Annotated in this window: 1 protein-coding gene; it reads right to left on the minus strand. The window is 50.6% G+C overall.

Going from position 1 to position 316, the window contains the following annotated elements; all coding sequences use genetic code 11:
- The coding region (locus LZP73_RS19700; protein WP_234236605.1) for an FCD domain-containing protein at nucleotides 1–316 on the minus strand (316 nt) is incomplete at both ends.

Genomic DNA, 316 nt, shown 5'->3' on the forward strand with positions numbered 1-316 from the left:
GAACTCGAAATCGTCGCTGGTTTCGTTAAATAACATGATCTTGGTGTTTTCCAGGTGCTGCCACATTGCCAGCTTAGCAGCATGAGGATCTTTGCGAATCAGCGCCTTGAGGATTTGATCGTGGTCATCACACCAGTTATCGACGGTACGGGCATCAATGTGTTCGTGCAGTTTTTTCCAGTACGGGTTATGACTACGCTGGGTCCACATTTTTTCAACGATAGCCGCCAGGGCGGAGTTCTGCGTCGCCAGGGCTACCTGAATATGGAACTGCAAATCCCACTCGGAATCACGGAAGCATTGTTCACCGCGTGCC

Source organism: Shewanella sp. AS16, assembly GCF_021412365.1.
Lineage (GTDB): Bacteria > Pseudomonadota > Gammaproteobacteria > Enterobacterales > Shewanellaceae > Shewanella > Shewanella salipaludis.